A 262-nucleotide genomic window follows, 5' to 3' on the forward strand; every position below is an offset into this window, starting at 1 on the left:
ATGTAGAGGAGGTCCGTGAACTTAGCAGCGGCGCGCTCCAAGCGTTGGCTCCTGATCCATCGCCGACGTTCCAATGGACCGATTCCGCTGAATTTCGCCCGACCCCCGATATGTGGATTCCAAGCGCACTGCGCGTGGATAACACCTTCTCACTGGAGTGTAGGTAAGATGTGCGCGCCTCGTTGTCGCTTGCGCGTCCGGAGAACTGTAAGACCATCCATCTGGAAAGACCGCACATTCATAAAAGGCCCCGGTGCCTAGC

It is taken from the genome of Mesorhizobium sp. M7A.F.Ca.MR.362.00.0.0, assembly GCF_004023175.1.
GTDB lineage: Bacteria > Pseudomonadota > Alphaproteobacteria > Rhizobiales > Rhizobiaceae > Mesorhizobium.